Genomic DNA, 25,427 nt, shown 5'->3' with positions numbered 1-25,427 from the left:
GGTCAGCTCACCTCGATCCGGTCGTACACCGGCACGCTGAACGGGTTGAGTGCCACACCCGAGAGCCGGCCCGAGTAGCCCGCGCTGCCGTTCTGGTACCAGAGCGGGATGGCGGCCATCTGGTCCCGGACCACCTCCTCCGCCTGCTGGAACAGCTGCACGGAGGTGGCCTGGTCGGTGGCGGCGTTGGCCCTGTCGACGAGAGCGTCGAACGTCTCGCTGGACCACTTGCCGTCGTTGGAGGAGGCGCCCGTGTAGTAGAGCGGCTGGAGGAAGTTCTGGATGAGCGGGTAGTCCATCTGCCAGCCCGCCCGGAAGGGCCCGGCGATCTTCTTCTGGGTGATCTGGTTGCGGTAGTCGGCGAAGGTGCCGACGGGATTGGCGACGCAGGCCCGGTCGTCGTCGAGCGCGTTGTTGATGGAGTGGCAGACGGCGTCGACCCACGCCTTGTGGGAGCCGGTGTCGGCGTTGTATGTGAGCCGCAAGCGCCCGCCGGGCAGTCCGCCGCCCTCCTTGACCAGCGCCTTCGCCCGTTTCGGGTCGTAGCGGCAGGCCTCGCCGCACAGGCCCTCCCGGTAGCCGCCCTCCGTGCCGAGGACGGGTGAGGTCCAGTCGGTGGCGGGGGTGCGGGTGCCGCGGAAGATGGTGCGGGAGATCTGGTCGCGGTCGATGGCCATGGACAGGCCGGTGCGGACCTTCTCCATGCCGGGCTTGTCCCATTTCCCGTCGTAGAACGGGAAGGCGAGGGTCTGCAGGATGCCGGCCGGGACGTTGATGTACCGGCCCTGAAGATCGCTCCTGACGTTCTTGAGCTGGGCGGCGGGGATGTCGTCGGCGAGGTCGAGGTTGCCGGACATCAGGTCGGTGTAGGCGGTGTTGCTGTCGGTGTACACCTTGAGGTCGACGCCGCGGTTCCTCGCCTTGTCGGGGCCGGGGTAGCCGTCCCAGGTGCGCAGCGACATCTGCGCGCCCCTGACGTACGACTTCACGCGGTAGGGCCCGTTGCCGACCGGCTTCTCCAGCCAGGCGGCGTGGTCGGTGAAGAACGCGCGGGGCAGCGGGGCGAAGGCGGCGTAGCCGAGGGTGTCGGGGAAGCCGGAGAAGCTCTGGTTGAGGCGGACGGTGAAGGTGCGCGGGCCGGTGACCCTGAGCCCGGAGAGGGTGTCGGCGGTCTGCTTGCCGGACTCGGGGTGGACCTTGTCGTAGCCGTCGATGTAGCCGAAGAAGTAGGCGCACTTCTGGTTGTTCTTCAGGCCGGCGCCGTAGTTCCAGGCGTCGACGAAGGAGCGGGCGGTGACCTTCTCGCCGTTGCTGAAGGTCCAGCCGTCCTTGACGGTGACGGTATAGGTGCGGGCGTCCTCGGTCTCGATCCGCTCCGCGAGCATGTTCTCGGCGGCGCCGGTCCTCGGGTCGTACCGCTTGAGGCCGCGGAAGATCATGTCGAGCACCTTGCCGCCCTGCACCTCGTTGGTGTTGGCCGGCTCCAGCGGGTTCTGCGGGTCGCCCCAGGAGGAGCTGAGCACGCCGGGGCCGCCGTCGGCGGCGGCGGGCGAGCCGCAGCCGGTCGCGGTGAGCAGGAGAACGGCGAGGGCGGCGGTCCAGCGGACGGGTGCGGCTCCCTGCATGGTGCCTCCTCGGGTACGCGCCGGGCGCCGACACCGGCATGCGGCGCTTCACCCGCCACCCTTTCCCCTTACCGGACATCACGCACATTCAGCCCGCCCGTACGAGTTGTGCGTCCCCCGTCCGGCCCAGGGACGCGGCAGGCGGCACCGTCCGGCCCATCGACGCGGCGGGCGCACCGTCCGCCGTACGACCTCACGCGCACCATCCGTCACGGCTCCACCAGGGGCCCTTCAGCGGTCTGAACCAATGTCCGGAACATGACCGTCAACTCGACGTTTCCGCAGGCCACATGGGCAGTTCACGCACCGTTGACGGGCCCGGAGCGGCGCTGATAGACACACTCATCGACCCAGCCGCCGCCACCCTCCCGACGGAGACCGAACACAGTCCAACCAGCCGTTCCTGTGCGAGTGATGACATGAGGTCGCAACCATGAGCGCGAGAGTCCGACACGGCAGAGGGCACCGGGAACCGCCGGGCACACGGGGTGGGCGGGCCGCACGCCCGGCGGTGCTGCGGTTCGCCGCGCTCGCCGGAGCGAGCGCCCTGGTCCTCTCGGCCGCGCTCGCCACGCCCCTGAACCCCTCGCCCCGGCGGGCCGAGGCCGAGGAGGGCAAGAAGGTCCTCACGGTCGCGGTGGCGCAGAGCGTCGACTCGCTGAGCCCGTTCCTGGCGGTCCGTCTGTCCAGTACGAGCATCATCCGGCTGATGTACGAATACCTGACCGACTACGACCCCGGGGACGCGCACCCCGTCCCCGGCCTCGCCACCAAGTGGTCGTCCTCCGCGGACAAGCTGACCTGGACGTACACCATCCGCTCCGACGCCACGTGGTCCGACGGGCAGAAGGTCACCGCCAAGGACGCGGCCTGGACGTTCAACAAGATGATGACCGACGAGGCGGCGGCCACCGCGAACGGCAGCTTCGTCGGCAACTTCCGGAAGGTGACGGCACCGAGCCCCACCCGGCTCGTCGTCGAGCTGAAGAAGCCGCAGGCCACGATGACCGCGCTGGACGTGCCGATCGTGCCGGAGCACGTCTGGTCCAAGGTCGGGGACCTCGCCAAGTTCAACAACGACAAGACGTTCCCGGTCGTGGGCGACGGCCCGTACGTCCTCACGGGATACAAGGCCGACAGCTACGTCCGCATGAAGGCCAACAAGAAATTCTGGCGCGGCGCACCGAAGTTCGACGAGCTGGTCTTCAAGTACTACAAGGACGGTGACGCGGCCGTCGCGGCGCTGCGCAAGGGCGAGGTGTCGTTCGTCAGCGGCCTCACCCCCGCGCAGTCCGCCTCGCTCGCGCACCAGCCCGACATCAAGGTCAACGACGCGCCGGGGCGCCGCTTCTACGCCCTCGCCGTCAACCCGGGCGCGCGGGCCAAGGACGGCACGGCCATGGGCGACGGCGACCCCTCGCTGCGCGACCTGAAGGTACGGCAGGCGCTCTTCCGGGCGGTCGACCGCGAGACGCTCGTCGACAAGGTGTTCCAGGGCCACGCGGTCGAGGGGGCGGGGTACATACCGCCGCGCTTCTCCACGTACTTCTGGAAGCCCTCGGCCGACCAGGAGCTCGGCTACGACCCGGCGGAGGCCGCCCGGCTCCTGGACGAGGCCGGCTACAAGAAGAACGCCGCGGGCAAACGGCTCGGCAAGGACGGCAAGCCGCTCAGCTACCGGCTCCTGTGCCACGCCACCGACCCGAACGACAAGGCGGTCGGCCAGTACCTCAAGGAGTGGTGGGGCAAGCTGGGCATCGGCGTCACGCTCGACTGCCTCGACAACGTGTCCGACCCGTGGCTGGCCGGCACGTACGATCTCGCCTTCGACGGCTGGTCCGTCAATCCCGACCCGGACTTCGTCCTGTCCATCCACACCTGCGGCGCCCTGCCGGCCACGCCGAAGGAGACCGGCGCGACCGACAACTTCATCTGCGACAAGACGTACGACTCGCTCTACGCCCGCCAGCTCGCCGAGTACGATCCCGCCCGGCGGGCCGACCTCGTCAAGCGGATGGAGTCGCGGCTGTACGACCTCGGGTACATGAACGTCATGGCGTACCCCAACGCCGTGGAGGCCTACCGGACCGACCAGATCGCCGGGATCCGAACGATGCCGGCCAAGGCGGGCAACATCTACGGCCAGGACGGCTACTGGAGCTGGTGGTCGGCGAAGCCGGCCAAGTCCGACGGTTCGTCGGACGGCTCCTCTTCGACGGGGGTGGTCATCGGGGTGGTCGCGGGGGTCGTGGTGCTGGTGGGCGTCGGCGCGGTACTGGCCCTGCGGCGCAGGGCCACGGCAGAGGACCGTGAGTAGGCGATGAGCGGGACGAACGAGGGTTGTGGGACGGGCGCGGGTGGATCGTGGCTGATCGCGCAGTTCCCCGCGCCCCTTAAAAGCAGGGACGCGGGACTGTGTCCATCTGCGGCTCCGCCCCGCGGGCGCGAGCAACCGCGCCCCTTCAGGGGCGCGGGGAACTGCGCGAGAAGGCCCCACCCACCCGAGCCCTTCCCACCCACCCCCGGCTCCTCCACCCCCCGGGGGGCCTGGGGGCGGAGCCCCCAGGTTGAGGACGGGACGGGTAGGGGCGGCGGGGGCGAACAAAACATGCCAAGCCCCGCCGGGAGGCGACCGTGACCGCCGGCGCCGGCCCCGTGCCGGTCCGCGACACCGACACCCCCACGTCGAAGCCCGCGCGCAGCGCGACAACCCCCACCGCCTACCTCCGCTACGTCACCGGAAAACTCGCCGGCGCCCTCGTCTCCCTCCTCGCCGTCCTCGTCACCGGCTTCTTCCTCTTCCGCCTCATCCCCGGCGACCCGGTCAAGACGATGACCGGCGGCCGCCCCACCTCCGCGCGGCAACTCGCGGCGTACCGCCGCGAATTCGGCCTCGACCTCCCCCTCTGGCACCAGTTCACCGACTACTGCGCCAAGGCCCTCACCGGCGACCTCGGCACCTCCTACCAGTTCCGCACCCCCGTACTCGACAAGATCACCGAAGCCCTGCCGAACACCCTCCTCCTCACCGGCACCGCCTTCGTCCTCTACACCGCCCTCGGCATCACCCTCGGCACCCGCTCCGCCTGGCGCCACGGCCGGCTCGGCGACCGTCTGAACACGGGCCTCGCCCTGACCCTGTACTCGGTGCCGTCGTTCTGGCTGGGCCTGCTGCTCATCATCGTGTTCTCGGTCGGCGCCGGCCCGATCCCGGGGCTCTTCCCGACCGGCGGCATGGAGTCGGCCGGCACCCACGGCTTCGGCCACGTCCTGGACGTCGTCCACCACCTCGTCCTCCCCGTCGTCACGCTGGTCGCCGTCGAGTACGGGCAGACCCTGCTGGTCACCCGCTCGGCGCTGCTCGACGAGATGGGCAGCGACTATCTGACGACCGCGCGCGCCAAGGGGCTCAGGGACGACCTGGTACGGCGCCGGCACGCGGTGCCGAACGCACTGCTGCCGACGGTGACCCTGGTCTTCGTCAACCTCGGCCGGACGGTCGCGGGGGTGATCCTCGTCGAGACGGTGTTCTCCTGGCCGGGGCTGGGCGGCCTGTTCTACCAGGCGCTGAGCGTGCCCGATCTGCCGCTGGTGCAGGGTCTGTTCCTCTTCTTCGCCTCGGCGGTGATCATCATGAACACGCTGGCCGACCTGGTGTATCCGCTGCTCGACCCCCGGGTGGGCCGATGACGACCGAAGCCACTCCCCCGCCCGCCGGGCCGGACCCCGAGCCGGAGACAGAACCCGACATCGCCACCGGCCCCGGCCCCGGCCCCCGCCCCGGCGCCGGCCCGCGCGCGCTCGCGTGGCAGCGCCGGCGCCGGGCCGCCGCCCGGTTCTGGCGCCAGTACCGCACCCACCGCTCAGGACTGGTCGGCCTGGCCGTGCTCGTGCTGTTCGCGCTGGTCGCACTGACCGCGCCGCTGACGGTCGGCTCCGACGTGTCGAGCGTGACCGACGCACCGGGCCGGCCGCTCCAGGGGCCGAGCGGCGCGTTCCCGCTGGGCGCCGACCGGTACGGCCGCAATCTGCTCGGCCTGGTCGTCTGGGGCTCACGGGTCTCGCTCCTTGTGGGCCTGCTCGCCGCGGTGCTGTCGGTGGCGATCGGCGCCCTTGTGGGGATCACCGCCGGGCACTTCCGGGGCGCGTGGGCGACCGTGCTGATGCGCGTCACGGACTGGTTCCTGGTGATGCCCACGCTCGTCCTCGCCATCGCGCTCGCCACCGTGATGTCCCGCTCGCTCGGCACGGTGGTCCTCGCGATCGGCGTCACGTCCTGGCCGACCACGGCCCGCCTCGTCCGCGCCCAGACGCTGGCGGTGGAGTCGCGGCCGTACATCGAGCGCGCGAAGGCGCTCGGCGGCGGGCACTGGCACGTCATGTCCCGGCACGTGCTGCCCAACGTGATGCCGCTGGTGCTCGCCCAGACCACCCTGATGGTCTCCCTCTCCATCCTCAACGAGGCGACGCTTGCCTTCCTCGGGCTCGGCGATCCGTCGGTGGTGTCCTGGGGCGGGCTGCTCCAGGACGCGCGCGAGGCGGGCGCGGTCAGTTCCGGCGACTGGTGGTACCTGGTGCCGCCGGGCATCGCCATCGCCGTGGTGGCGCTGGCGTTCACCCTGTGCGGGCGCGCGGTGGAGTCCGTCCTCAACCCCAGGCTGGGAGTGACGCGTTGACGCTGCTGGACGTGCGGGACCTCAGGGTGACGTATCCGGGCGGGGCGGCCGCGGTACGGGGCGTCGACCTGACCCTGGAGGCCGGGCGGAAGCTCGGGGTGGCGGGCGAGTCGGGCTCGGGCAAGTCCACGCTGGCGCTCGCCCTGCTGCGGCTGCTCCCGGCCGGGACCCGGGTCACCGGGGAGGTCCTGCTGGACGGCGAGGACGTGCTGACGATGCGGTGGGGGCGGGTGCGGGCGGTGCGGTGGGCCGGTGCCTCGATCGTCTTCCAGGGGGCGATGCACTCCCTCAACCCCGTGCACCGCATCGGCGACCAGATCGCCGAGCCGATCCTGCTGCACCGCAAGGAGAGCGGGGCCGCGGCCCGGCGCCGGGCCGGGGAACTGCTGGAACAGGTGGGACTGCCGGCCGCACGGGCCTCGGCGTATCCGCACGAGCTGTCCGGCGGGCAGCGCCAGCGCGTGATGATCGCCATGGCGCTGGCCTGCGATCCCCGGCTGATCGTCGCGGACGAGCCGACCACCGCCCTTGACGTGATGATCCAGGCGCAGGTGCTGCGGCTGATCGAAGGGCTGGTCGCGGAGCAGGACGTGGGGCTGATCATGATCAGCCACGATCTGGCGGTGCTCGCCGACACCTGTGACCGGCTGGCGGTGATGTACGCGGGGCGGGTGGTCGAGGAGGGGCCCGCCCGGACGGTGCACGAACACGCCCGGCATCCGTACGGCCGGGCGCTGTCGGCGGCCTTCCCGCGCATCGGCGACCCGGCCTCCCGCTTCGCCCCGCGCGGTCTGGCCGGCGACCCGCCCGACCCGGCCGCGCTGCCCGGCGGCTGCGCGTTCCACCCGCGCTGCCCGGTGGCGCTGCCGGGGTGCGCGGAGGAGGACCCGGCGCCCCGGGAGGCGGCGCCGGGACACCGGGCCGCGTGCGTGCACGTACGGCCGGCCGTGCCGGGACCGGCGGCTCCGGTCGCCGGGGAGACGAGGAGCGGTACATGACGACGACTGCCCCGCCCCTGCTCGGCGCACGGGGGCTGCACGTCACCTTCCCCGGACGGCACGGCGCCGCCCCGGCCCGTGCGGTGGACGGCGTCGAACTGGACATCGGGGCCGGGGAGATCGTGGCCCTCGTCGGCGAGTCCGGGTGCGGCAAGACGACGCTGGCGCGGGCGCTGCTCGGTCTGGTCCGGCCGACGTCCGGGCAGGTCACGTTCGCGGGGGCGCCGCTCACGTACTCCTCCCGGGCGCTGAAGGCGTACCGGCGGCGGGTGCAGCTGGTGCTCCAGGACCCCTCCGGCTCCCTCAATCCGCGGCACACGGTGTACGACGCGGTCGCCGAGGGGCTGCGCATCCACGGGTACGCCGGGGACGAGCGGGCCGCCGTCACCGGGGCGCTGTCCCGGGCGGGGCTGCGGCCGCCCGAGCGGTTCCTGCTGCGTCATCCGCACGAGCTGTCCGGGGGGCAGCGGCAGCGGGTGGTGATCGCGGGGGCGCTCGTCCTGGAGCCCGAACTCATCGTCGCCGACGAGCCGGTGGCGTCCCTTGACGCGTCCGTGCGTGGGGAGATCCTCGCGCTGCTGCTGCGGCTGCGCGACGAACTGGGTCTTTCGGCGCTGGTCGTGACGCACGATCTGGGGCTCGCGTGGAACATCGCGGACCGGGTGGCGGTGATGTACCTCGGGCGGATCGTGGAGACCGGGGAGGTCGAGCAGGTGCTGTCGGCGCCGCGGCATCCGTACACGCGGGCGTTGTTGTCGGTGCTGCCGGATTCTCCCGGCGAGCCGGTGGTTCTCGCCGGGGAGGCGCCGGATCCCTCGCAGATACCGGGGGGCTGCCGGTTCCACGCCCGCTGTCCGGTGCTGGCGAGCGGGGAGGCGGAGCGGGCGGGGGTGGCGGGCGCCTGCCGTACGCAGGACCCGGGAGTCCTGGGCGGCGGCCCGGAGGCGGCTGTCGCCTGCCACTGGGCGCGGGCGCGGACCCCGGCGTGACGTGGGGTTGGCGCCGGGCGCGGGCGCGTCAGAGCTCGGGGGGGTGTGGCTTGCGGGGCGGGTACGGGTGCGTCGTGGTTGCTCGCGCAGTTCCCCGCGCCCCTCCAGGGGCGCGACCCCCGCTCGCGCCCCCCGAACGCACCGGTTCCCGGCGACCCCCATGCAGGGGTGCCGGGAACCCAGCCGCGAACGTGCGAACCCTCAAGCCGCGCCGACGATGTCCTTTTCCTCGGCGAAGTGGCAGGCCGACTCGTGGGCTGCCGGGGTGGTCGTGCCCTTGAAGCGTTCGGGGATCGCGAGCAGCGGTTCCTGCTCGGCGCACTTGTCCTGGGCCTTCCAGCAGCGGGTGCGGAAGCGGCAGCCGGAGGGCGGGTTGGCCGGTGAGGGGACGTCGCCGGTGAGGATGATCCGCTCGCGGCCCTCGCGCTCCTCGGGGTCCGGCACGGGCACCGCGGAGAGCAGCGCCTGCGTGTAGGGGTGCGTCGGGTGCTCGTAGATCTGCTCGTCCGTGCCGATCTCGGCCATCCGGCCGAGGTACATCACGCCCACCCGGTCCGAGATGTGCCGGACGATCGACAGGTCGTGCGCGATGAAGATGTAGGACAGGTTGAACTCGTCCTGCAGTCGCTCCATCAGGTTGATGACCTGCGCCTGGACGGACACGTCCAGCGCGGAGACCGGCTCGTCGCAGATGATGATCTCCGGGTTGAGCGCGAGGCCGCGGGCGATGCCGATGCGCTGGCGCTGACCGCCGGAGAACTGGTGCGGGTAGCGGTTGATGTACTCGGGGTTGAGGCCGACGACGTCCAGGAGCTCGCGCACCCGGCGGCGGCGGTCGCCCTTGGGTGCCGCCTCCGGGTGGATGTCGAAGGGCTCCCCGATGATGTCACCCACCGTCATACGGGGGTTGAGCGAGGTGTACGGGTCCTGGAACACCATCTGGATGTTGCGGCGCACGGCGGTCAGCGCGCGGCCCGACAGCTTGGTGATGTCCTGGCCCTTGTAGAAGACCTCGCCGGCCGTGGCCCGCTCCAGGTTCATCAGGAGCTTGGCGACCGTCGACTTGCCGCAGCCGGACTCGCCCACGATGCCCAGCGTCTCGCCCTGGTACAGGTCGAAGGAGACGCCGTCGACGGCCTTGACCGCGCCGATCTGCCGCTTGAACAGGATGCCCTGGGTCAGCGGGAAGTGCTTCTTCAGGTCCCGCACCTGAAGGATCGGCTCGCCGCGGCCGACGGGTGCCTCGAGCGCGGCGACGGACTCCGCCTCGGAGTGCGTGTCCGCCGTCTCGACCTTGGAGACGTTCGGCGTGGCGTCCTGCCGCTCGTCGTTCTTGCTGAGCTCAGCCATGGATCGTCTCCTCCCAGAAGTGGCACGCCGAGGCGCGGCCCGGCAGTTCGGTGCCGTCCTGCTCGGTGACCTGGAACAGGCGCGGCACCTCGGTGGTGCAGATGTCCCGGGCCTTGGGGCAGCGCGGGTTGAAGGCGCAGCCGGACGGGATGCGCAGCAGGTTGGGCGGCAGGCCCTTGATCGCGTAGAGCTCCTGGCCCTTCTGGTCCAGGCGCGGGATCGAGTCCAGCAGACCGCGGGTGTACGGGTGCGCCGGGCGCTTGTACAGCTCGTGCACGGGCGCCTGCTCGACGATCCGGCCCGCGTACATCACGGCGATCTTGTCCGCGACGTCGGCGACGACGCCGAGGTCGTGGGTGATCAGGATGAGGCCCATGTTGAACTCGCGCTGGAGCTCCGCGAGCAGGTCCATGACCTGGGCCTGGACCGTCACGTCGAGGGCCGTGGTCGGCTCGTCGGCGATGATCAGCTCCGGCTCCAGGGCCAGCGCCATGGCGATCATGATGCGCTGGCGCATACCGCCGGAGAACTGGTGCGGGTAGTCGTTGATCCGGGCCGCGGCGGCCGGGATCTTCACCCGGTCCATCAGCTCGATCGCCTTGGCCTTGGCGTCCTTCTTGGACATGCCCTGGTGGACGCGGAACATCTCGCCGAGCTGGTAGCCGACGGTCAGCACCGGGTTGAGCGAGGACAGCGCGTCCTGGAAGATCATCGCGATCCGGCGGCCGCGGATCTTGCGGCGCTCCTCGGCGGACATGGTGAGCATGTCCTGCCCGCGGAAGCGGATCTCGCCCTGGGGGATCTTCCCGGGCGGCATGTCCAGGATGCCCATGATCGCCTGCGCGGTCACGGACTTGCCGGAGCCGGACTCGCCCAGCACGGCGAGGGTCTCGCCCGCGCCGACGCTGTAGTTCACGCCGTTGACGGCCTTGACGACGCCCTCGCGGGTGTGGAACTCCACGTGCAGGTCGCGCACGTCGAGCAGCGGCCCGCCGTCGGCCCCGGCGTCGCGGGGCGACGGCACGGGGGTGGTCTCTTCGATGGTGGTCACGTACGCCTCCCTCAGCGCGTCTTCGGGTCGAGGGCGTTGCGGACGGCCTCACCGAGCATGATGAACGCCAGCACCGTGATGCTGAGCATGATCGACGGGTACAGCATGATGTACTGCGCGACCCGGATCGAGTTGCCGCCGTCGGAGATGTCGTTGCCCCACGACACGCCGTCCAGGCCGAGGCCCAGGAACGACAGCGTCGCCTCGGCACCGATGTAGATGCCGAGCGAGATGGTGGCGACGACGATGACCGGCGCCACCGCGTTGGGCAGCACATGGCGGAAGAGGATGCGCCCCGTTCCGGCACCGAGTGCCTTGGCCGCCTGGACGTAGTCCGTCGACTTGACGGTGATGACGGAACCGCGCATCACACGGGCCGTCTGTGTCCAGCCGAGGAAGGCCAGGGCTCCGATGACGACCGGGATCGAGCGGTCGGTGAAGGAGTTCAGGGCCACCATGGCACCGAGCAGGAACGGGATGCCCATGAACATGTCCGTCACCCGGGACAGCACGGCGTCGATCCAGCCGCCGAAGTAACCGGCGATCATGCCCATCAGGCCGCCGAAGAGCACCACCACGACGGTGGTGCCGGCGCCCACGAGCAGCGAGGCACGGGTGCCGTAGATGGCGCGGGCGTACACGCTGCGGCCCTGGGCGTCGTAGCCCAGCCAGTCGGCCGAGAACACGCTGCCGTAGTGCGGGTGCTGGAGATAGTGGTTGGCCAGGTCCTTGTTGTTCGGATCGGCGTTCGTGAACAGGCCCGGCCAGGCCGCCATCACCAGCAGCAGCAGGATGAGCACCGCGGAGAGGATGAAGATCCAGTTGGTGCGCAGGTCCAGCCAGGCGTCGCCCCACAGGCTGCGGGTCTTCTCCGGCTTGGGTTCGGGCAGTGGGGCGCCGGCGGCGGCGGCCGCCGCGTCCTTCGTGGCCTCGTCGGCCGATGTGGTCAGCTCAGGCATAACGGATCCTCGGGTCCAGAACCGCGTAGAGGAGGTCGACGATCAGGCTGCAGAAGAGGTACACGAGGACGAGGATGGTGACCAGCCCGACCAGCGTGGTGCCCTCACGGCGGATGATCGCCTGGTAGATCGTGCCTCCGACGCCGTGGATGTTGAAGATGCCCTCGGTCACGATCGCGCCGCCCATCAGGGCGCCGAGGTCGGTACCGAGGAAGGTGACGACCGGGATGAGCGAGTTGCGCATCAGGTGCACCCCGACCACGCGGCGGCGCGGCAGCCCCTTGGCGATGGCCGTGCGCATGTAGTCGGCCCGCAGGTTCTCCGCCACCGAGGTACGCGTCAGCCGTGCGACGTACGCGAGCGAGACGCTGGCCAGCACGATGGCGGGCATCAGTAGCTGGCTGTAATCGGTGGCGTCGCTCACCGAGGGATCCAGCAGGTTCAGCTTGAAGGCGAACACCGTCTGGAAGATGTAGCCGAGCACGAAGATCGGGATCGAGATCAGCAGCAGCGTCACGACGAGGATGACGGTGTCGACCGCCTTGCCCGCGCGCATGCCGGAGATGACGCCGAGCACGATGCCGAGGACCGCCTCGATGGCGAAGGCCATGCCGGCCAGACGCAGGGTCACCGGGAAGGCGTCACCGAGGATCTCGGTCACCGGGCGGCCGCTGGCGATCTCCGTGCCGAAGTCGAGGTGAAGGACCATGTCCTTCATGTAGTGCCAGTACTGGACCAGGACGGGCTGGTCCAGGCCGTACTCGTGCCGCAGCGCTTTGAGGACCGCCGGGTCGGCGCCCTTGTCGCCGAAAAGCCCACGCACCGGGTCGCCGGGCAGGGCGTAGACCATCAGAAAGATGAGCAGGGTCGTCCCGATGAAGACCGGGATCATCTGGAGCAGTCGCCGCGCGACGTAGCGCCCCATGGTGCCTCCATGTCAGTTACAGCGGCAGGCCCCTTTCGCCCCATACGAGCGGCTTCCCCTACGGATTCCGTACGTACGCGGCGAAAAGGGCCCCCCGGCCTTCCGGCCGACACCGTGCCGCACCCCGCGCGGGTGCGGCACGGCTCACACTGTCGTCAGCGGTTACTTCTTGACCTGAATGCCGGTCAGGATCGGGTCGCCGTCCTGGGCGTACTTCACGCCCGAGACCTTCTCCGAGTAGCCCGCGTTGACCTTGTAGTACCAGAGCGGGATGCTCGGCATGTAGTTGACCAGCTCCTTCTCGACCTGCTGGTACAGCTTCTCCGACTCCTCCAGCGTGCCGGCGGCGTCGGCCTTGGCGATCAGGTCGTCGACCTTCTTGTTCGAGAAGCCGCCCTGGTTGCCGTCGGACTTGGTGCCGAACAGGTCGCGGATGAAGTTGGAGATGAACGGGTAGTCCAGCACCCAGCCGGAGCGGTACAGCGACTTGACCTGCTTGTTGTCACGCGCGTTGGTGTCCGACTGGAAGTCGGGCTTGGAGTCGCCGGTGCACTTCACGCCGGTGGCCTTGGTGATGGAGCCGCAGACGGCCTCCACCCACTCCTTGTGACCGCCGTCCGCGTTGTACTGGATGGAGATCTTGTTGCCCGGGACGCCGCCACCCTCCTTGATGAGGGCCTTGGCCTTGGCCGGGTCGTACTTGGTGATGTCGCCGGCGGCGTCCGGCTGGTAGCCGAGGACACCCTTGGCGACCCAGCCGGTGGCGGGCTCACGCGTGCCCTGAAGCACGGTCTTGGTGATGGTGTCGCGGTCGATCGCCATCGACAGGCCCTGGAGGACCTTGGGGTCGATGTCCTTCCACTGCTTGGTGTAGAAGGCGACGGCGATGGTCTGGATCGCGGAGTACGACTGGTCCACGGCGCGGTCGCCGAGGTCCTGCTTGTACACCGGCAGGTCACGCGGGGCGACCTGGCGCATCACGTCGAGGTTGCCGGACTTCAGGTCCTGGTAGGCCGTCTCGAGCTTGGAGTAGTTCTTGAAGACCACTCCGCCGTTCTTGGCGGCGTTCGGACCCTTGTAGCCGTCGTACTTGGCGACCTCGATCTGCTTGTTGTGCTGCCAGCTGACGAACTTGTACGGGCCGTTGCCGACCGGGTGCTCGCCCGCGGCCTTCGGGTCCTTGTAGAAGGACTCCGGCAGCGGGTCGAAGACCTCGTAGCCGAGCTTGTACACGAAGTACGGGATCGGCTTCGACAGCGTGATGGTGAAGGTGTTGTCGTCGACGACCTTCAGCCCGGACATGGTGTCCGCCTTGGCCTTGCCCTTGGCCGGGGCGACGTCGTCGTAGCCCTGGATGTCGGAGAACCAGAAGCTGTTGGTCTGCTTGTTGGCCGGGCTGGCGGCCCAGTTCCACGCCTTGACGTACGACGTGGCGGTCACCGGGGTGCCGTCGTGGAACTTCCAGCCGGACTTCAGCTTGACCGTGAAGGTCTTGTTGTCCTTCGTGTCGACCGACTGGGCGTTGACCATGACGATCTTGCCGCTGGAGTCGTAGTCGACAAGCCCGGAGAAGAGCGACTTGATAACGATGCTGCCGTTGGACTCCATCGTGTTCGCCGGCTGCAACGGGTGCTGCGGCTCACCCACCTCGACCGAGAACTTGCCGTTCGGGTCGGCCGCGGCCTTGCTGTCGCCGTCGTCGTTGCCACCGCCACAGGCGGTGGCACCCAGTGCCACTACCGCGGCTATCGCGACCCACTTGGCGCTCTTGGCACCGCGCATGGGTTCCTCCTCATGAGTCCAATGGTTCACCGCATGGTGGGGCACAGGCCATGGCTCCGTCACCGGTGCCTGCAATGGTCAGGTGCCCCCACCGCTCGCGAGTCGCCGCCGGCCTACCGACGCGTGACCCTTCGCTCCGAGCATCTACGCGCCTAACTATCTGCCATCGGCTGGAACCGAACCACACCTCAAAGGTCTCGGTTCGATCACACCTAGCGCCCACTTCTTCCGAAATACGGACAAAGGGTTTGGTGAAAGATCACTCCGAAACGGACTTGTTACACATCTATCGGCGTGGAGTGTCCGCATTCCGGACAACCAGAGGGGAATCACAGGAGAAAATGGGTTGCGGCGTCCCTACCCACTGTGCAGGGCCGTCACTCGCAGAGGTGAGGCCGACGCGGGGCGTACTGTGACGCGCTTCATCCGGGCCCGTCCGCGACTGCCGGGGGACCTGCGCCGGGCAGTCACTGAAAAGGCTACGGGTGAACGGAGGCCGCTGGTCCGGTCCGGACCCGTCGCAGAGGGTTTTCCCTATGTTCCGCTCGTCTCATTCCCTCCCGTGCGCCGTCCTGCCCGAATGAACGGAAACGCCGGGCACCCCGCGGTGCGGAGTGCCCGGCGTCGCCGGTGCGGTGGGGGCGGGGATCAGCCGTGCTTGGCCCGGCTCGCCGCCCGCGCGCGGTCGCGCTGGTCGAGGACGACCTTGCGGATGCGGACCGCCTCCGGGGTGACCTCCACGCACTCGTCGTCGCGGCAGAACTCCAGGGACTGCTCGAGGGACAGCTTGCGCGGCGGCACGATCGACTCCGTCACATCGGCCGTGGAGGAGCGCATGTTGGTGAGCTTCTTCTCCTTGGTGATGTTGACGTCCATGTCGTCGGAGCGCGAGTTCTCGCCGACGATCATGCCCTCGTACACCTCGGTGCCCGGGTCCACGAAGAGCACGCCGCGCTCCTGGAGGTTCGTCATGGCGAACGCCGTGACGGCACCGGAGCGGTCGGCGACCAGGGAGCCGTTGTTGCGCGTGGTGAGCGTGCCGAACCAGGGCTCGTGGCCCTCGTGGATGGAGTGGCCGATGCCCGTGCCGCGGGTCTGCGTCAGGAACTCCGTACGGAAGCCGATCAGACCGCGCGAGGGCACCACGAACTCCATGCGCACCCAGCCGGAACCGTGGTTGGACATGTTGTCCATGCGGCCCTTGCGGACGCCCATGAGCTGCGTGACCGCGCCCATGTGCTCCTCGGGCACGTCGACCGTCATGCGCTCGACCGGCTCGTGCACCTTGCCGTCGATCTCCTTGGTGACGACCTGGGGCTTGCCGACGGTCAGCTCGTAGCCCTCGCGGCGCATCGTCTCGACGAGGATGGCCAGCGCCAGCTCGCCGCGGCCCTGCACCTCCCAGGCGTCCGGACGGTCGGTGTCCAGCACGCGGAGCGAGACGTTGCCGATGAGCTCGCGGTCGAGGCGGTCCTTGACCTGGCGGGCGGTGACCTTGCGGTCCTTGACGGCGGCCTTCGCGTCGGCGCCCTTGCCGGTGCCGCCGCGGCCGACCAGCGGCGAGGTGTTGGTGCCGATGGTCATGGAGATCGCCGGCTCGTCGACCGTGATCAGCGGCAGCGCGATCGGGTTCTCGGGGTCGGCGAGGGTCTCGCCGATCATGATGTCCGGGATGCCGGCGACGGCGCAGATGTCGCCCGGGCCGGCCTTCTCGGCGGGCTTGCGGGTGAGCGCCTCGGTCATCATCAGCTCGCTGATGCGGACGTTGGCGACGGTGCCGTCGCGCTTGATCCACGCCACCGTCTGGCCCTTGCGCAGCTCGCCCTGCTCGACGCGGAGCAGCGCGATACGGCCGAGGAAGTTGTCGGCGTCCAGGTTGGTGACGTGCGCCTGGAGCGGCAGGCTCTCGTCGTACGTGGGGGCCGGGACGTGCGCCAGCAGGGTGCTGAAGAACGGCTCCAGGCTGTCGCTGTCCTGCGGGACGGTGCCGTCCTCGGGCTTGGTGAGGGAGGCGATGCCGTCGCGGGCGCAGGCGTAGACGATCGGGAACTCGATCTGCTCCTCGTCGGCGTCCAGGTCGAGGAAGAGGTCGTACGCCTCGTTCACGACCTCGTCGATGCGCGAGTCGGGGCGGTCGGTCTTGTTGATGCAGAGGATCACGGGCAGGCGGGCCTGGAGCGCCTTGCGCAGCACGAACCGGGTCTGCGGGAGCGGGCCCTCGGAGGCGTCGACGAGGAGGACGACCGCGTCCACCATCGACAGACCGCGCTCGACCTCGCCGCCGAAGTCGGCGTGGCCGGGGGTGTCGATGATGTTGATGGTGATGGGGTCCCCGCCGGCCTTCGGGTGATACTTCACCGCGGTGTTCTTGGCGAGGATCGTGATGCCCTTCTCACGCTCCAGGTCGTTCGAGTCCATGACCCGGTCGTCGACCTGGTCGAGCTGATGGGCGGCGAAGGCGCCGGCCTGCTTCAGCATGGCGTCGACGAGGGTGGTCTTGCCGTGGTCGACGTGGGCGACGATGGCGACGTTGCGGATGTCGTGACGCGTAGCAGTCACAGCCATGGTGAGGCGTATCTCCCGGGATTGAGGACGGCCGGCGTGTCCGTCAGTGTCGCGCCGGCCATGCCGGGCATTGCACGCCTCGGCCGTACACCATGGTACGTGCCGGCACCGGCCCGGGCCGTCCGGGCCTGAAGGGCTCCCCTTCCGACCCCCGGGTGCGCTCCGGGCGGGGGTGCGGGGTGCCCTCCGGGCGGGGGCACGGGGGACCTCCGGGCGGGGGCTGCGTGTGCCGTCCGGCGGGGGGCGCCTGAGTGCTCGGGAGTCTGGGGTGCGTTGGCGAGTGCGGGGCCGTCGTGGCTGGTCGCGCAGTTCCCCGCGCCCCCGAAAAAACGGGGGTGCGGGTGCGTCGTGGTTCGTCGCGCCCACGCGGCGGAGCCGCAGATCGATACAGCCCCGCGCCCCTTGAAAGCGGAGGGTGCCCCCTGCTTTTGAAGGGGCGCGGGGAACTGCGCGATCAAACCCCACCCGCCCGCACTCCCCCACGCACCGAACCCACCCGAGCCCCCCGGGGTCCAAGGGGCGGAGCCCCTTGAAGGGATGGGAAGGGTAGGGGCGGCGGGGGCGAGAACCCGGCCGCCGCCCCCCACCCACCCGCGTCAGGACGACGTGGCGGACGGCGCCGACGGATCAGGGGTCTTCGTCGCGTACCCCATGTCCTCGTACACCGGCGACCGGAACCCGAACGCACCCACGTTGACCAGGCTCGGCCGGGCCGCCGTGAGCTGCGGGCGCTGATAGAGGGGGATGGAGGCCGCGCCGGCCCAGATGCGGGAGTCCGCCTTGCGCATCAGCTCGCGTTCCTTCTCCGGGTCCAGCGTGACGAGCGCCTCGTCGAACAGCTGGTCGATCTGGTCCGTACCGACCCGCGTGTAGTTCTGCTCGACCTTCAGCTCCCCGTCCTCCCCCGGCACGGGCTTCGCGTAGACCGGCCGCGCGTCCGTCGCCGGGAACGCCGTCGCGGGCCAGGAGTACAGCGCGAGGTCGTACTCGCCGGACGCGATGTGGTCCTTGAAGTAGCTGTCGTCCGGCACCTCGGTGATCTTCGTGCTGATGCCGACCTTCCGCAGCATCTCCGCGATCCGCTTCCCCACCGCCCGCAGCGAGGCCGACCCCGGCCCCGACGGCAGGACGAACCGCAGCGACAGCGCCTCGCCGTCCTTGGCCAGTACGGCGTCGGCCGCGCGGGCCGGGGCCGCGGTGCCCTTCGGGGCGTACGCGCCCGGGGCCCCGCCCCGCCGTGCCGTCCCGGGCTCGCCCAGGTACTGCTTGCCGTCCGCGGACCGGGCCGCGCGCTCCTCGGAGCGCCCGGAGCCGTCGCCGTTCCCGGAGCCCTCCGCCTCGCCGGGCTTGTCGTCCTCGCCGACGATGTACGTGCCGTCGTCGTCGCCCTCGTCGGACTTCTTGTCGTCCTTCTCGGCCTTGCCCCCCGCCGTGCCCTTGTCCTTCTTCTCCTTCTTCACCGGGCCGCCCAGCACCCAGCCCGCGTCGGCGAGCAGTGCCCGGGCCTCCTTGGCGTCCTGGCCGCCGAGCGCGCCACTGTTGTCCTCGTACGCCGGCTGCCCGGCCAGCGCGAGGTGGCTGCCGACGGGCACGGCGGGCAGTCCCAGCGGCTTCAGCACGAGCGCCGCCAGCTCGGTACGGTCCAGGGCGCGGGCGACGGCCCGGCGGACCCGTTCGTCGGCGAGGGCGCCCTCGGAGCCGTTGAGGGCGAGCTGGGTGTAGGCGGGTTCGAGCGAGCTGCGGACGACGTACCGGCGCAGCGCCTTCCGCCGCGCGGCGGCCCCGGCCTCGTCCTTCTCGTCACTCTTGCCGTCGCTCTTGCCGTCGCCCTTGTCGTCGCTCTTGCCGTCGCTCTTCTCGTCACTCCGGTCGCCGCTCTCGTCCTCGCCCTTGGCCTCGTCGTCCGTCCTACCCTTCGCCTTGCCGTCCTCCTTCTTCTTGTGCGCGTCCTTCTTCGCCTTCGCGCCCGCCGCCCCCTGCGACGGCGCCCCGCTCCTCGTGCCGTGCGCGGCGGTGATCTCGCCGGCGTCGTCGGGGTCGACCTCGGCGAGGTCGACCTTGTCCTCGGCCAGCGCCTCGATCCGCTCGTCGCGCGGGACCGCCCGCAGCACGATCTTGTCGAGCTTGGCCGGGGAGCCCCACCAGCGCGGGTTGCGGACGAGGGTGACCTCGTCGTCCTCGCGGTCGACCTTCTTCAGCGCGAACGGCCCGGCCGTCACCTTCAGCCTGCTGCGGGCGCTGTCGTTGAAGCTGTCCGGCGTACCCATGACCTCCTTCGGGTACAGCGGCGTGAACAGCGACTTCCAGTCGGCGTAGGGGCGGGCGAAGGTGACCTTCACCTCGAGGTCGTCGTGGCCGCGCTCGATCTTCGCGATGCGGTCGTACCCGGCGTTGCGGGCCGTCCAGTACGCGCTGTCCTTGCCGGACAGGGCGCGCCACTGCGCGGCGAAGTCGGCGGCGCCGATCTCGCGGCCGTCGCTCCAGACGGCCTGCTGGTTGAGCCGGTACAGGACCACCTGCCTCGGCTCGGTGTCGACCACCTTCGCCGACTCCAGGTAGGCGGGGTTCGGCTGCGGCCGGCCCCGCGCGTCGAGCCGGAACAGCGACGGCAGTACGGCACCGGCGACGCGGCTCGTGGCGGCGTCGGCGTCCGCCTGGAAGGTGTTGAGGGTGGCGGGCACGTCGTCCACCGCCCAGCGCAGGGTGCCGCCGTCGGCGACGAGGGCGCGGGCGGCCGGGGCGATGTCCTGGCCGGCCAGTGGCCGGTTCTCCTTCTCGTCGGAGCTGCACGCGGAGAGCGCGGACACCGTGAGGGCGCCCGCGAGGAGGAACGCGACCGAGCGCCGCAGGGCGCGCGGCCGGACGCCGTCGTGGGACATCACTGCCACCTCCGGTGGTCCGTCGTCTTCGACTTCGGCACTTTCATCACTCTTGTCGTTCTTGTCGGCTCCTCCGATCAGATGGCCGGGGCCGGGTCCCGCCCAAGCGACACGGCGGCCGCCCCCGCCGAACCCCACCCGTTCGGCCCACCGCGCCCCGCGCCCCGCGCACCCGCCCCGGCTCGCACACCGCCCCGCGCGCCCGGCACCACCGCACGCGCCGTCAATCCGTGCACACGGGTTCCCAGGGCGCACTGTGACGCGCGACACTCGCAGGCGCGTGTACGTGCCGCCCCCAGGCCCTGCCCCGAAGGCCCGCGGAAATGAGGTCACGCCCATGTCCGTACAGGACGAACTGACGACCGTTCAGCGCTGTGTCGAGGACCTGGTCAGGTCGCTGCGCCGACTGGAACAGCAGCTCGGCTCCTCCGGCGGCCTGGAGATGCGCCGGGTCCGGGCCGACGCCGACCATCTGCGCGAGAGCGTCGCCCTGCTGCGCGAGTCCGCCCCCGAACCCGAACGCCCGCTCCGCCCACCGCTGTTGACGATCCCCGACACCCCGTACGACAGCACCCTGTGGACGGACTCGGACGACGAGGGGCTCAGGTGACGACCGGTACCGAGCCCCCCGCCACGGAACCCCGGCCGAGCAGCGGCGGCGTGCGCGGCGGTACGCGCGCCGCGATCGGCGTCCGCCATCTGCGCACCGACCGCTGGTGGCTGGCGCCCGCCACCACCGCCGCCGGACTGCTCGCCTTCATCGTCTACTCGACCTGGCGGGCCTTCGCCGACACGGACTACTACGCCGCCCCGTACGTCTCGCCGTTCTACTCGCCGTGCCTGGCCGAGCGGTGCCGCCCGATGCACGCGGGGCCCAACGGGGACCTGTTCGGCGGCTGGTGGGGCATCTCCCCGGCGATCATCATCCTGATCTTCCCGCTGGGCTTCCGGCTGACCTGCTACTACTACCGCAAGGCGTACTACCGCGGCTTCTGGGCCTCCCCGCCCGCCTGCGCCGTCGCCGAGCCGCACGCCAAGTACACCGGTGAGACCCGCTTCCCGCTGATCCTCCAGAACGTCCACCGGTACTTCTTCTACGCGGCCATCCTCGTCGCGGGCGTCCTGACCTACGACACGGTCCTCTCCTTCCGCGACGCGCACTACGCCTGGGGCCACATGGGGCTCGGCACCCTCGTCTTCCTGGCCAATATCGCGCTGATCTGGGCGTACACCCTGTCCTGCCACTCCTGCCGGCACATCGTCGGCGGCAAGCTGCGGCACTTCTCCCGGCATCCGGTGCGGTACCGGGCGTGGCAGTTCGTGGGCAAGCTCAACGCCCGGCACATGCAGCTCGCCTGGGCGTCGCTGGTGAGCGTGGCGGTCGCGGACTTCTACGTGTACCTGGTGGCGTCGGGGGTCTTCGACGATCCGCGCTTCTTCTGAGACTCCCGAGCCCACTTTTGAGACCTCCGAGCCCACTTCTGAACTCTCGGCGACTGAACAGGATTCTTTATGACGGTGGTGGAGCGGCAGCAGTGGGACGTCGTGGTCGTCGGTGCCGGGGGCGCCGGGCTGCGCGCCGCGATCGAGGCGCGCGAGCGGGGCGCGCGGACGGCGGTGATCTGCAAGTCGCTGTTCGGCAAGGCGCACACGGTGATGGCCGAGGGCGGCATCGCCGCCGCGATGGGCAACGTCAACTCCGGCGACAACTGGCAGGTGCACTTCCGCGACACCATGCGCGGCGGCAAGTTCCTCAACCAGTGGCGCATGGCCGAGCTGCACGCCCGTGAGGCCCCGGACCGGGTGTGGGAACTGGAGACCTGGGGCGCGCTGTTCGACCGTACGGGCGACGGCCGCATCTCGCAGCGCAACTTCGGCGGGCACGAGTACCCGCGCCTGGCGCACGTCGGCGACCGCACGGGCCTGGAACTGATCCGCACGCTCCAGCAGAAGGTCGTCTCGCTCCAGCAGGAGGACAAGAAGGAGACCGGCGGCTACGAGACCCGGCTGAAGGTCTTCCAGGAGTGCACGGTCACCCGCATCCTCAAGGACGCGGACGGCAACGTCGCCGGTGTCTTCGCCTATGAGCGCGAGTCCGGCCGCTTCTTCGTCCTCGAGGCCCCGGCCGTGGTGATCGCGACCGGCGGGATCGGCAAGTCCTTCAAGGTGACGTCGAACTCGTGGGAGTACACGGGCGACGGACACGCGCTGGCGCTGCTCGCGGGGGCGCCGCTGGTGAACATGGAGTTCGTGCAGTTCCACCCGACGGGCATGGTCTGGCCGCCGTCGGTCAAGGGCATCCTCGTCACCGAGTCGGTGCGCGGCGACGGCGGGGTGCTGCGCAACTCCGAGGGCAAGCGGTTCATGTTCGACTACGTCCCGGACGTCTTCAAGGAGAAGTACGCCGAGTCGGAGGAGGAGGCCGACCGCTGGTACGACGACCCGGACCACAACCGGCGGCCCCCCGAACTCCTCCCGCGCGACGAGGTGGCGCGGGCCATCAACGCCGAGGTCAAGGCGGGCCGCGGCTCCCCGCACGGCGGGGTCTTCCTCGACGTGTCGACGCGGATGCCGGCCGAGGTGATCCGGCGGCGGCTGCCGTCGATGTACCACCAGTTCAAGGAGCTGGCGGACGTCGACATCACGGCGGAGCCGATGGAGGTCGGGCCCACCTGCCACTACGTGATGGGCGGCGTCGCCGTCGACTCCGACACGGCGGCGGCGCGCGGGGTGCCGGGGCTGTTCGCGGCCGGTGAGGTGGCCGGCGGCATGCACGGCTCCAACCGGCTGGGCGGCAACTCGCTGTCCGACCTGCTGGTCTTCGGCCGGCGGGCCGGGTGGCACGCCGCCGAGCACGCGGCATCCCACGCGGACGCGCGTCCCGTGGCGGACGACGCCCAGGTCGACGCGGCCGCGGCGGAGGCGCTGCGGCCGTTCTCGGCGGAGGGCCCGGAGCCGGGCGAGGAGGACGGTGAGGGGGCCGGCCGGCCCCCGGAGAACCCGTACGGCGTCCACCAGGAGCTGCAGCAGACGATGAACGACCTGGTCGGCATCATCCGCCGCCAGGCCGAGATGGAACGTGCCCTGGAGAAGCTGGCCGAGCTGCGGGTACGGGCCCGGCGGGCCGGCGTCGAGGGGCACCGGCAGTTCAACCCCGGCTGGCACCTCGCCCTCGACCTGCGGAACATGCTGCTGGTCAGCGAGTGCGTGGCGCGGGCGGCCCTGGAGCGCACCGAGTCGCGCGGCGGCCACACCCGCGAGGACCACCCGGAGATGGACAACGCCTGGCGCCCGGTCAACCTGCTGTGCCGCCCCGCCGACCCCACCGGCGGACTCGCGGCCACCGACCCGGTGCGCGGCCAGATCGAGCTCGTACGCGAGACCACCACACCGATCCGTCCGGACCTGCTCGCCCTGTTCGAGAAGGAGGAGCTGGTCAAGTACCTGGCCGAGGAGGAGCTGTACGATTGACTGCCTCCCGCGCCCAAAGGCGGGGGATTCCAGCGGTCGCCCGCTGGGGTTCCTGCTTCACCGACGACTGCCCCGTCCGGGGGTACTCCCGTTGAGGTCTTACGCCGTCTCCACAGGCAGACACGGCCAGCCCGGCCGCCAGGATGTTGCGTGCCGCGTTCACGTCGCGGTCATGCACAGTGCCGCACTCGCACGTCCACTCGCGGACGTTCAACGGCAGTTTCTCTCGGACCGTGCCGCAGTTCCCGCACAACTTCGAGCTGGGGAACCAGCGGTCGATCACGACGAGGTCGCGCCCGTACCAGGCACACTTGTACTCCAGCATCATGCGGAGTTCCGTCCAGGCCGCATCCGAGATGGCGCGCGCGAGACGGCCGTTCTTCAGCAGGTTGCGGACGGTGAGGTCCTCGATCACGACCGTTTGGTTCTCACGGACGAGTCGAGTCGACAGCTTGTGCAGGAAGTCGCGACGCCGGTCGGCGATCCGCGCATGGACCTTGGCGACCCTACGCCGGGCCTTCTCCCGGTTCGTCGAGCCCTTCGCCTTCCGCGACAGCTCACGCTGGGCGCGGGTCAACCGGGCACGGTCCCGGCGCTCATGTCGGGGGTTGGCGATCTTTTCCCCGGTCGACAACGTTACGAGCGAGGTGATGCCCGCATCGATGCCGACAGCGTCCATGGTGGCCGGCGCCGACGTGGGGGTGTCCTCGATGAGCACCGAGACGAACCAGCGTCCCGCGCTGTCACGGGACACCGTCACCGTCGTGGGCCTGGCCCCTTCGGGGAGCGGACGCGACCAACGGATGTTCAACGGTTCCGTCATCTTCGCCAGCGTCAGTTCCCCGTCACGCCATGCGAAGGCGGAGCGAGTGTACTCGGCCGACGCGCGGGTCTTCTTCCGGCCTTTGTACCGAGGGTACTTGGCCCGCTTCGCGAAGAAATTGCCGAACGCCACCTGAAGGTGGCGCAGCGCCTGCTGGAGCGGGACGGAGGACACCTCGGTCAGGAAGGCCAGCTCCTCGGTCTTCTTCCACCGCGTCAGCGCGGCGGAAGACTGCACGTAGGAGATACGGCGTTGCTCGCCGTACCAGGCCCGTGTGCGTTCCTCCAAGGCCTTGTTGTACACGAGACGCACGCAGCCGAACGTGCGGGACAGCTCTGCTGCCTGTTCGTCCGTAGGGTAAAAGCGGTACTTAAACGCCCGCTTTACCCGCTGCACCATGTTTCGCACCTTATCAGTTTCCGAGTGAGTGACGAGTTCCGGCCAATAGTCGGCAGACACCGGCTCGCCCTGGCGGCGAGCCGGACTTCCCTGCTCCGCAGGGGCTCGATTCCTCTCCGCCTTGAAGGGCGGGGCTTCCTCGAAGGAGTCCGATGAGCGGCTACGAGGCCCGGTTCCGGGTGTGGCGGGGCGACGTGCGCGGCGGCGGCCTCGCCGACTTCTCGGTGGAGGTGAACGACGGCGAGGTGGTCCTCGACATCATCCACCGCATCCAGGCCACCCAGGCGCCCGACCTGGCGGTGCGGTGGAACTGCAAGGCGGGCAAGTGCGGTTCGTGCTCGGCGGAGATCAACGGGCGGCCCCGGCTGATGTGCATGACCCGTATGTCCGTCTTCGACCGCGCCGAGACGATCACCGTGACACCGCTGCGTGCCTTCCCCGTCGTCCGGGACCTGGTGACGGACGTCGGCTTCAACTACGCCAAGGCGCGGGAGGTCCCGGCGTTCGTACCGCCGGCCGAGCTGGCGCCGGGCGAGTACCGGATGATGCAGGAGGACGTGGACCGCTCGCAGGAGTTCCGCAAGTGCATCGAGTGCTTCCTGTGCCAGGACACGTGCCACGTCGTCCGCGACCACGAGGAGAACAAACCGGCCTTCGCCGGACCGCGCTTCCTGATGCGGGTCGCGGAGCTGGACATGCATCCGCTGGACGCCGCCGAGGACACCGGCCTGGACCGCAAGCGCACCGCGCAGGACGAGCACGGGCTCGGCTACTGCAACATCACCAAGTGCTGCACGGAGGTGTGCCCGGAGGGCATCCACATCACGGACAACGCGCTGATCCCGCTGAAGGAGCGGGCGGCGGACCGCAAGTACGACCCGCTGGTGTGGCTGGGGTCGAAGATCCGCCGCCGGTCGTCGGGAGCCTGACTCGCG

The 25,427-nt window shown here is 70.2% G+C and carries 18 protein-coding genes; 9 read left to right on the top strand and 9 right to left on the bottom strand.

Going from position 1 to position 25,427, the window contains the following annotated elements; genetic code table 11:
* Nucleotides 1-2: 2 nt before the first annotated feature.
* Nucleotides 3-1,625, bottom strand: coding sequence for a peptide ABC transporter substrate-binding protein (locus OIE12_RS21270; protein WP_329137658.1), 1,623 nt, complete (start codon nt 1,623-1,625; stop codon nt 3-5).
* A 433-nt stretch (nt 1,626-2,058) separates the two neighbouring features.
* Between OIE12_RS21270 and OIE12_RS21265 the strand changes: the two genes are divergently transcribed.
* From OIE12_RS21265 to OIE12_RS21245, 5 genes are all read left to right on the top strand, one after another.
* Nucleotides 2,059-3,942 carry an ABC transporter substrate-binding protein gene (locus OIE12_RS21265; RefSeq protein WP_329137656.1) on the top strand — a complete coding sequence of 628 codons (1,884 nt, stop codon included), beginning with the start codon at nt 2,059-2,061 and terminating at the stop codon, nt 3,940-3,942.
* Between the two features lie 338 nt (nt 3,943-4,280).
* Complete coding sequence (locus OIE12_RS21260) at nt 4,281-5,315, top strand: ABC transporter permease (RefSeq protein ID WP_329142112.1); 1,035 nt, start codon at nt 4,281-4,283, stop codon at nt 5,313-5,315.
* A complete protein-coding gene (locus OIE12_RS21255; RefSeq protein WP_329137654.1) occupies nt 5,312-6,301 on the top strand; it encodes an ABC transporter permease in 990 nt (329 codons plus the stop codon). Before OIE12_RS21260 ends, OIE12_RS21255 begins: the two co-directional genes overlap by 4 nt.
* A complete protein-coding gene (locus tag OIE12_RS21250) occupies nt 6,298-7,299 on the top strand; it encodes an ABC transporter ATP-binding protein (protein ID WP_329137652.1) in 1,002 nt (333 codons plus the stop codon). Before OIE12_RS21255 ends, OIE12_RS21250 begins: the two co-directional genes overlap by 4 nt.
* Nucleotides 7,296-8,288 carry an ABC transporter ATP-binding protein gene (locus OIE12_RS21245; RefSeq protein ID WP_329137650.1) on the top strand — a complete coding sequence of 331 codons (993 nt, stop codon included), beginning with the start codon at nt 7,296-7,298 and terminating at the stop codon, nt 8,286-8,288. The genes OIE12_RS21250 and OIE12_RS21245 overlap by 4 nt, the downstream gene beginning before the upstream one ends.
* Before the next feature lie 201 nt (nt 8,289-8,489).
* Here OIE12_RS21245 and OIE12_RS21240 read toward each other — a convergent pair whose 3' ends face one another.
* From OIE12_RS21240 to OIE12_RS21210, 7 genes are all read right to left on the bottom strand, one after another.
* Nucleotides 8,490-9,638 (bottom strand): ABC transporter ATP-binding protein, encoded by a 1,149-nt coding sequence (locus OIE12_RS21240; RefSeq protein ID WP_329137648.1) that lies wholly within the window; start codon nt 9,636-9,638, stop codon nt 8,490-8,492.
* Nucleotides 9,631-10,689 (bottom strand): ABC transporter ATP-binding protein, encoded by a 1,059-nt coding sequence (locus OIE12_RS21235; protein WP_329137646.1) that lies wholly within the window; start codon nt 10,687-10,689, stop codon nt 9,631-9,633. The genes OIE12_RS21240 and OIE12_RS21235 overlap by 8 nt, the downstream gene beginning before the upstream one ends.
* Before the next feature lie 11 nt (nt 10,690-10,700).
* Nucleotides 10,701-11,648, bottom strand: coding sequence for an ABC transporter permease (locus OIE12_RS21230; protein WP_329137644.1), 948 nt, complete (start codon nt 11,646-11,648; stop codon nt 10,701-10,703).
* Entirely contained in the window at nt 11,641-12,573 is a 933-nt protein-coding gene (locus tag OIE12_RS21225; RefSeq protein ID WP_329137642.1) for an ABC transporter permease, read from the bottom strand. The genes OIE12_RS21230 and OIE12_RS21225 overlap by 8 nt, the downstream gene beginning before the upstream one ends.
* 162 nt (nt 12,574-12,735) lie before the next feature.
* Nucleotides 12,736-14,355: a peptide ABC transporter substrate-binding protein gene (locus OIE12_RS21220; RefSeq protein WP_329137639.1), complete on the bottom strand. Its 1,620-nt coding sequence runs from the start codon at nt 14,353-14,355 to the stop codon at nt 12,736-12,738.
* Nucleotides 14,356-15,003: 648 nt separating this feature from the next.
* On the bottom strand, nt 15,004-16,920 hold the full coding sequence (gene typA / locus OIE12_RS21215) for a translational GTPase TypA (protein WP_329137637.1): 1,917 nt from the start codon (nt 16,918-16,920) through the stop codon (nt 15,004-15,006).
* A 596-nt stretch (nt 16,921-17,516) separates the two neighbouring features.
* A complete protein-coding gene (locus tag OIE12_RS21210; protein ID WP_329137635.1) occupies nt 17,517-19,799 on the bottom strand; it encodes an ABC transporter family substrate-binding protein in 2,283 nt (760 codons plus the stop codon).
* 337 nt (nt 19,800-20,136) lie between these two features.
* On the opposite strand from OIE12_RS21210, the gene OIE12_RS21205 reads away from it, so the two are divergent.
* From OIE12_RS21205 to OIE12_RS21195, 3 genes are all read left to right on the top strand, one after another.
* Entirely contained in the window at nt 20,137-20,409 is a 273-nt protein-coding gene (locus OIE12_RS21205) for a hypothetical protein (RefSeq protein WP_329137633.1), read from the top strand.
* Entirely contained in the window at nt 20,406-21,242 is an 837-nt protein-coding gene (locus tag OIE12_RS21200) for a hypothetical protein (protein WP_329137631.1), read from the top strand. Before OIE12_RS21205 ends, OIE12_RS21200 begins: the two co-directional genes overlap by 4 nt.
* Before the next feature lie 69 nt (nt 21,243-21,311).
* The gene (locus OIE12_RS21195; protein WP_329137628.1) at nt 21,312-23,270 is read left to right on the top strand and encodes a fumarate reductase/succinate dehydrogenase flavoprotein subunit; all 1,959 of its coding nucleotides are present in this window, start codon (nt 21,312-21,314) and stop codon (nt 23,268-23,270) included.
* Here the strand turns inward: OIE12_RS21195 and OIE12_RS21190 are convergent.
* The gene (locus OIE12_RS21190) at nt 23,236-24,492 is read right to left on the bottom strand and encodes an RNA-guided endonuclease InsQ/TnpB family protein (RefSeq protein WP_329142111.1); all 1,257 of its coding nucleotides are present in this window, start codon (nt 24,490-24,492) and stop codon (nt 23,236-23,238) included. The two genes, OIE12_RS21195 and OIE12_RS21190, sit on opposite strands and share 35 nt — an antisense overlap.
* A gap of 152 nt (nt 24,493-24,644) precedes the next feature.
* Here OIE12_RS21190 and OIE12_RS21185 point away from each other — a divergent pair, with 152 nt between their 5' ends.
* Entirely contained in the window at nt 24,645-25,421 is a 777-nt protein-coding gene (locus OIE12_RS21185; RefSeq protein ID WP_329137626.1) for a succinate dehydrogenase/fumarate reductase iron-sulfur subunit, read from the top strand.
* Nucleotides 25,422-25,427: the final 6 nt, after the last annotated feature.

It is taken from the genome of Streptomyces sp. NBC_00670, from assembly GCF_036226765.1.
Classification (GTDB): Bacteria; Actinomycetota; Actinomycetes; order Streptomycetales; family Streptomycetaceae; genus Streptomyces.
The sequence above is the reverse complement of the archived record's forward strand: the minus strand, read 5'-3'. Positions and strand labels throughout refer to the sequence as shown.